The sequence below is a fragment of the Pseudodesulfovibrio sp. genome (assembly GCF_028692895.1).
Lineage (GTDB): Bacteria > Desulfobacterota > Desulfovibrionia > Desulfovibrionales > Desulfovibrionaceae > Pseudodesulfovibrio.
The window spans coordinates 1-7207 of sequence record NZ_JAQUWN010000111.1 but is presented as its reverse complement, the minus strand read 5'-3'; the positions used below and the strand labels follow the sequence as shown (position 1 = coordinate 7207).

Annotated in this window: 8 protein-coding genes; 5 read left to right on the top strand and 3 right to left on the bottom strand. The window is 65.0% G+C overall.

Features of this window, described 5'->3' with window-relative positions:
- The 5 genes from cbiT to PHP91_RS16685 form a co-directional block, all read left to right on the top strand.
- A partial coding sequence (cbiT, locus tag PHP91_RS16705; RefSeq protein WP_300143432.1) for a precorrin-6Y C5,15-methyltransferase (decarboxylating) subunit CbiT occupies positions 1–724 on the top strand: 724 nt, incomplete at its 5' end.
- Positions 725–733: 9 nt separating this feature from the next.
- Positions 734–1273, top strand: coding sequence for a 3'-5' exonuclease (locus tag PHP91_RS16700; protein WP_300143429.1), 540 nt, complete (start codon positions 734–736; stop codon positions 1271–1273).
- Positions 1273–2043 carry a precorrin-4 C(11)-methyltransferase gene (cobM, locus tag PHP91_RS16695; RefSeq protein WP_300143426.1) on the top strand — a complete coding sequence of 257 codons (771 nt, stop codon included), beginning with the start codon at positions 1273–1275 and terminating at the stop codon, positions 2041–2043. The genes PHP91_RS16700 and cobM overlap by 1 nt, the downstream gene beginning before the upstream one ends.
- A gap of 4 nt (positions 2044–2047) precedes the next feature.
- Positions 2048–2443: a secondary thiamine-phosphate synthase enzyme YjbQ gene (locus PHP91_RS16690; protein ID WP_300143423.1), complete on the top strand. Its 396-nt coding sequence runs from the start codon at positions 2048–2050 to the stop codon at positions 2441–2443.
- Positions 2428–3027 (top strand): hypothetical protein, encoded by a 600-nt coding sequence (locus PHP91_RS16685; RefSeq protein ID WP_300143420.1) that lies wholly within the window; start codon positions 2428–2430, stop codon positions 3025–3027. The genes PHP91_RS16690 and PHP91_RS16685 overlap by 16 nt, the downstream gene beginning before the upstream one ends.
- Positions 3028–3145: 118 nt before the next feature.
- Here the strand turns inward: PHP91_RS16685 and PHP91_RS16680 are convergent, their stop codons facing one another.
- From PHP91_RS16680 to truA, 3 genes are all read right to left on the bottom strand, one after another.
- The gene (locus PHP91_RS16680) at positions 3146–4042 is read right to left on the bottom strand and encodes a hypothetical protein (protein WP_300143416.1); all 897 of its coding nucleotides are present in this window, start codon (positions 4040–4042) and stop codon (positions 3146–3148) included.
- Positions 4043–4274: 232 nt separating this feature from the next.
- Entirely contained in the window at positions 4275–6392 is a 2118-nt protein-coding gene (locus PHP91_RS16675) for a methyl-accepting chemotaxis protein (RefSeq protein ID WP_300143413.1), read from the bottom strand.
- Between the two features lie 109 nt (positions 6393–6501).
- The coding region (gene truA / locus PHP91_RS16670; RefSeq protein WP_300143410.1) for a tRNA pseudouridine(38-40) synthase TruA at positions 6502–7207 on the bottom strand (706 nt) is incomplete at its 5' end.

The following is a 7207-nucleotide window of genomic DNA, read 5'->3' as shown; positions in this document are numbered from 1 at the left end:
CTGCTTTTCCATGACCGTGCTGGAGAACCTGGGCACGCCCGAGGAGTCCGTCCGTCCCCTCTCCCTGCCCGACACCTGGGGCATGGCCTTCTCCCCGCTCAACCTGATTATCCTGGAGCGGCAGTACCCGCCCGAGATCCAGCTCACCCTCGGCATCCCGGACCATTACTACATGCACCAGAAGAACCTCATCACCAAGCTGCCGGTGCGCGCGGCCGGGCTGGCCCACCTCAACGTGGAGCCGCACTCCACGGTCTGGGACCTGGGCGCGGGCTGCGGGGCCGTGGCCATAGAGGCGTCGCACCTGGCGCGGCGCGGCCGGGTCTTCGCCGTGGAGCGGCACAAGACGCGCGCGGCCATGATCCGCGAGAACATCCGGCGCACCGGGGCCTGGCTGGTGGACACCGTGCTCGGGACCATGCCCGGCTGCCTGGAGGGGCTGCCGGAGCCGGACCGCATCTTCGTGGGCGGCGGGCTGGGCGGCGAGTCCAACGAGGACACCGAGCTGCTCCGCGTGGCCTGCGAGCGCCTCAAGCCGCGCGGCCACATGGTGGTCCACTGCATCCTGCTCGACACCCTGCACGCGGCCAAGGACCACTTCAAGCACCTGGGCTGGCACTTCGGCGTGACCCAGCTCCAGGCCTCGGCCACGGACTCCCTGGCCGGGGATTTCCGCTTCAAGGCCCAGAACCCGGTCTTCATCCTCTGGGCCGAAAAACCCTAAGACGCATCCATGGCGCCCACCCTCGACGACATCCGATTCGTGGCCATCGACTTCGAAACCGCCGACCCCAAGCGGGACTCGGCCTGCGCCGTGGGGCTGGTGGTGGTGGACCGGGGCGACATCGTCGCCCGGGACTACCGCCTGATCCGGCCCCCGCGCCCCCAGTTCAACCCCTTCTGCGTCCAGGTGCACGGCATTCACTGGGAGGACGTCAGGCGGGAGCCGACCTTCGGCGACCTCTGGCCCGAGCTGGCCCCGCACTTCGAGGGCGCGGACTTCCTGTGCGCCCACAACGCCTCCTTCGACAAGGCCGTGCTCCAGACCTGCTGCCGCGACGCGGGACGGACCCCGCCCGCGCAGCCGTTCCTCTGCACGGTCCAGCTTTCGCGCAAGACCTGGGGGCTGCCCTCCAACAAGCTCAACTGCGTCTGCGACCACCTGGGCATCGACCTGCGCCACCACCACGCCGGGTCCGACGCCGAGGCCTGCGCCCTCATCGCCATGCAGGGGCTGCGCGAGAACCCCGGCTTCCTCGGCAAGGTGCTATAATGGCCCTGGTCCACTTCATCGGCGCGGGCCCCGGCGACCCGGAGCTGCTGACCCTCAAGGGGCGGCGGCTCATCGGCGAGGCCGCCCTGGTCCTCTTCGCCGGTTCCCTGGTCCCGCGCGAGGTGGTGGCCTGCGCCCGCGCGGACGCCAAGGTGGTGGACTCCGCGCCCCTGAACCTGGAGGAGACCCACGCCCTCATGGCCGAGACCGTGCGGGCGGGCGGCGACGTGGCCCGCGTCCACACCGGCGACCCCTCGCTCTTTGGCGCCATCCGCGAGCAGATGGCCCTGCTCGACCGGGACGGCATCGCCTACGACGTGGTGCCGGGCGTGACCGCCGGCTTCGCGGCGGCGGCGGCGGCGAGGATTTCCTACACCGTGCCCGAGGTGACCCAGACCCTGATCTTTACCCGCCTGGCCGGGAAGACGCCGGTGCCCGAGGCCGAGTCCCTGGAAAAACTGGCGGCCCACGGCGCGGCCCTGTGCGTCTACCTCTCGGCGGGCGACCCCGAGGGCGTGCGCGACAGGCTCCTGGCCGGGGGCTACGGCCCGGCCACGCGCGTGGTCATGGCCCACCGCGTGGGCTGGCCCGAGGAGCGGGTGGTGCGCACCGACCTCTCCCGCCTGGCCGAGGCCGCGCGCGAGCACGGGTTCGCCCGCCAGACCGTGTTCCTGGTCCTGCCAGGCCAGGGCGAGTGGGACGGTGCGGACACCAAATCCCTGCTCTACGACGCGGGCTTCGCCCACGGCTACCGCAACCCGGAGGAGTAGCGCCATGGAGACGCTGAACGTCAAGACCCGCGAACGCGAGGAGCTGCTCGACATCACCAACGCCCTGGCCAACCTGGTCCGGGCCAGCGGCTGGGTGGACGGCGCGCTGCTCATCTACTGCCCCCACACCACCGGGGCCGTGACCATCAACGAGGGCGCGGACCCGGACGTGGTGCGCGACATCGTGGTCAACCTGCGCAAGCTCGTCCCGCACCGGGGCGATTACCTCCACGCCGAGGGCAACTCGGACGCGCACATCAAGTCCAGCCTGTTCGGCTGCTCCCAACTGGTCATCGTGGAAAAGGGCGTCATCCGCCTCGGAACTTGGCAGAAGATCTACTTCTGCGAGTTCGACGGGCCGCGCAGCCGCAAGCTCTGGGTGCAGTGGCTGCCAGCTTAGGCAGTTCATCGGGGGGACAAGCGCTGAAGCGAACACAGCGCAAAGTTTTATTTACAGTTATTGTGCTGGCACTCTGCGCGAGTCTGGTATGGCTTACGTTACGTCCAGGATTTGAGCCGCTGGTTAGCACAATGAGCTTTGTCATTGTGCTAACCAGTTCATTTTGGTTTACCCCAAAAGGCTCCGCTTATTTGAGTCGTAGGCTCAAGGGGAGAGAATCATTCGATTATTCAAATAATGATGGAAGATATACAATAGGAAACGATAGTCTGCTTTTTGAATTGCAATTCGGCAAGGCTAGCGGTGATTCAATCCATGTGTATAATGATCCTCCATCAATTTCAGGTATAGCGCTTGCCTCTGATGCCAGAACAATTTCTCAAATTGATGATGCAACAGTTTATGATATGACGTCGCGCAGTCGAATGCCGCAAGAGGGAGGGCTTGTTGTTGTAAAAAATATTCACAACAATTTTGCAGTAGTGCGAATCGTGGATATCAAAGATAGAACTCGTTCTGATGCCATTGATGAAGTCACATTTGAATATGTCATTAATCCGGATGGAGTGACGGACTTCTCGTAGAGACTGCCGGGGCATGCAATATATCCAATTCACGGAGGAGCCCGGTGCGAGGCAAGCCGAAGGGCCGCCCGCTTTCGCGGACGGCCCTTTTCGTTTGTTCCGTGGCCCTTGCCGTGGGCTATCGCTTGAAGAGGAAGGGCAGCTTTTTCTTGAAGTAGGCCCGGCAGACCCGCTTGAACTCACGGCTGGAAATGTCGTCGTTCCGCTCGATGACGGGAACGTACGTGCGGGTGGGGCGCTTGTAGTTCGTCAGGCAGGCGATCTTGTAGCCCAGGTTCTGATATTTGTGGCACATGAGCTTTTCCTGGTAGGGAATCACGAATTCCGCGTCGTTCTTCTTCTTGAAGGCGTAGAGCAGGGCCGTGGATTCGATTTTCGTCCACTCCAGGGTCTCGATGAGCTCGTGGGACATGGGCAGAATCCAGGAGAATCGGCCGGTGTCCTTCATGGCGCATTTCCCGTGCACGGTTATGCCCGAGAAAAGTATTTCGTAGCCGTTGGCGGCGGCGATGTCCTCGTAAAAGGCCGGGTCGAAGATGTAATAGCCGTTCGTGTTGTTCAGCATCGCCTGGTGGTTCAGGATGACCCCGCCGGGACGGCAGACGTTGTGCATCGTCCTGAACGGCTCGGAGACGTTGAAGATGTGCTCGGCGCAGCCGAAATCGGTCACGAGATCGTACTTGTTCCAGTGCGACCTGTCCTCGAACGGGAAGTTCAGGTCGTGCGCGATGGCGTTGTTCTCGCCGTTGATGTCGAAGCACATGTACTCGTCCAGGCCGAGCAGCTTGTAGAACTTGTCCGCATAGACGCATTTGCCGCGTGTTTCCCATTCCCACGGCTCGAAGTCTTCCCGCCTGTAGCCCTCCACCCCGTAGGAGGTCACGGCCCGCTCGAAATCATTGAGGGTGTGCAGCAGTTGCTGGGACCCCAGTTCGAGGACCTTGCCGTGCTCGGGGAAGTGGCCTTCCTTCCAAAGCCCCAGAATCGTATCGACTACAGGCATGCAGATACCCATATGTTCTCCTTTATTGAAACTTTATGTACCCGCAATTAACCCAAGCCAATCTTGTTGGCAAGGACGTATCCTTGCGGCCGCGCCTCCGCCGCATGTCGGCAAGGTGCGGCTGGAGGTACGTGCAGAGGCCGTGCTTGCCGAGCGCGCCGCCGATGCCGGGCTTGCGCCGGGCCGCCTAAAGAAAAGGCCGTCCATGCCGGACGGCCTTTTCGGGATATGTTCGGAGGAGGAGCTACTTCTCGATCATCTGCCGGATCAGGTCGTCCAGCTCTCCGGCCATGGCCTGAAGCTCGCTCACGGAAGAGGCGGCCTGCTGCATGGACCGGCTGGTTTCCTGGGAGATGGTGTCGATCTCCTCGGTGGACCGGGTGATCTGGTCCGCCGTGGCCGACTGCTGTTCCGAGGCGGCGGCGATGGACTGGACCTGCCCGGCCGAGTCGCCGGAGAAGGCCACGATCTCTTCGAGGACGGCGCGGGCCTGGTCCGCCAGGCCGGTGCTTTCCTCCACCGCCTTGGCCGCCTTTTCGGTGGCGGCCACGTTTTCCATGCTGGAGGTCTGGATGCCGCGGATGGCCTGATTGACCTCGGTGGTGGCGGTCATGGTCTTTTCGGCCAGCTTGCGCACTTCGTCGGCCACCACGGCGAACCCCCGCCCGGCCTCGCCCGCGCGGGCGGCCTCGATGGCGGCGTTCAGGGCCAGGAGGTTGGTCTGGTCCGCGATGTCGGTGATGACCTCGATGATGGTGCCGATGCCCTCGGCGCGCTTGCCCAGGGCGGTCATGTCGTTCTTGAGCGCGGCGGCGTGGTCCTGGACCTTGCGGATGGCGTCCACCACCCGGCCCACCACCTCGGCCCCCTCGCGGGCCTTGATGGTGGCCTGATCGGTGTTCTCGGCGGCGCTGGTGGCGTTGCGGGCCACCTCCAGGACCGTGGCGTTCATCTCCTCCATGGCCGTGGCCGTCTCGGCGGTGCGCTCGCTCTGGGTGTGCGCGCCTCGGGAGGCCTGCCCCACCTGGCTGCTCAGGCTCATGGCGGCCGAGGCCAGGGTCTCGGAGATGGACGAGGCGTGCTCGGCCAGCTTGCCGACCTTGCGCTGCATGCCCACCACCTCGGTCTGGTCGATGACGATTTCGAAAGCGCCCGCGACCTTGCCGTGCGAATCGATGATGGGCGAGCCGATGTACTTGATCTCCAGGTCCATGGCCTGGGGGTGGGCGTCGGTTTCGGCCTGCTCCAGCGCTCGGCTCCGCATGGCCCGCGTGCAGGCGCAGTTCGGGGTGTTGCAGTCCGAGGTCCGGAAGGTGTCGTAGCACTTGGTGCCGAGGTAGGACCGATCGTCCGCGTGGCCGCCCACTTCGCGGCCCGCCTTGTTCAGGAAAAGGATGTCCATGTCGTTGTTCATGGCCATGACGGGGGTGGGGATGGCGTCGATATAGCCGGTGAGGGCTTCGGCCACGCGGTTGCCCCGTTCGAGCAGCACGCGGTATTCGCCCTGCAGCCCCTCGGCCGAGGCGCGGGTGCGCAGTTCGCCCATCTCGACCTTTTCGACCATGCCGGTCAGCCGGTCGCCCATGTCGGTCAGGACCTTGGGAATCTCATCCATCGCGGCGCACAGCCGGCCGACCTCGTCGCGCCGGTTCACGTCGAGACGGGCCGAGAAGTCGCCCTCGGCGATCTTGCGGGCAAAGGCGACGGCATTGCAGATCGGCCGGGCGATGCTCAGTCCCAGCAGGGTGGCCAGCAGCAGGGTCAGCCCCATCATGCCTATGGCCAGCAGTATGCTGGTCCGTTCCAGCTCCATGCGATAGGCGGCGGAGGTTTTGGTCCCATCCGTGATTTTGGCGTGCAGGGCGTCCTGCAACTCGTCCAGGACGGGCATGGTTTTCCCGAACTCGGAGGCGACCTCGGCGCTCACCGCGGTGATTCGGTCGGGGTCGGCGGTTCCCTGCTCCAGGAGGGGGAGCAGCCGGCCGGTCAGCGCCTTGGCGAAGGCGGCGTAGGCGGTCGCGCCTTCGGCGGCCCTGGCGTCGAGCCCCACCTCGCTTCCCGTCTTTTTGACGAAGTCGATGTCATCGCCCGACAGGGCGGCCAGCTCGGTGATCCCCTTGCGGATGGCGGTCGAACTCTGGTCGAGCAGGGCGCGGGCCGCCAGCGAGTTGAGGGACTCCACCCTGGAGTCGATGCGCATCAGCCGTTCCATGTCCCCGGCCAATTGCGAACACTGCTCGGAGAGCCGGGCCAGATTGTTCAACTCGACATGTTGGAAATAGGCGAATCCGGCAAAGAGCAGGAACAGCAGCCCAAAGGAGAAAAACAGCCTGATTTTGATCGAAATGTCGCGGAATTTCATCGGGTTGGTCCTTGTCTTTCTGTCAAGGTGATTAGGTGGAGGTTAAACTGGGAATTATTCTCATATGAACCATCTTTCTTATGTTGTCCACCTTTTCTTTGCGGCGCCATTATATTGTAACCTGTTCGCCGTCGGTCCCGTAATCGAGGGAGACCAGGGCCAGGCCCCTGGCCGGGGCCGTGGCCGGAGCCGCGCCCCGGTCGCCGGATTCCAGGATGGCCCGGACCCCGCCGGGAGGCAGGAGGCCCCGCCCGCAGGCCACCAGGCAGCCCATGACGTTGCGTACCATCTGCTTGAGGAAGCCGTCGGCCGTGAACCGCCAGACCGACTCGCGCGGGTCGGCCGGGGCGTGGCGCGAGAGACCGGTCATGATGCGCACCGTGGACTTGACCGGCGTGCCCACATTCTGGAAGGCGGCGAAGTCGTGCTTGCCCGTGAGCAGGGCGGCGGCGGCCTCCATGGCCGCGAAGTCCACGGGGCCGCAGTCCCAGACGAAGCGCCGCCGCTGTGGCAGGCAGTAGCCCGGCTCATGCCAGAGCGTGTATTCGTAGGTCTTGGCCAGGGCCGAGTAGCGGGCGTGGAAGTCGCTCGGGACGGCCTCGGCGTCGAGCACGCGAACGTCGCGCGGGAGGATGGCGTTGAGGGCGCGCCGCCAGGGCAGGTCCGCGCGCCCGTCCGGGCAGTCGAAGTGGGCCACCTGGCCCAGGGCGTGGACGCCCGCGTCGGTTCGGCCCGAGCCGTGGACTCTGGCGTGGCCGCCCAGCAATCGGCTGAGCGCGGCCTCCACCTCGCCCCGGACCGTGCGTTCGCGGGAC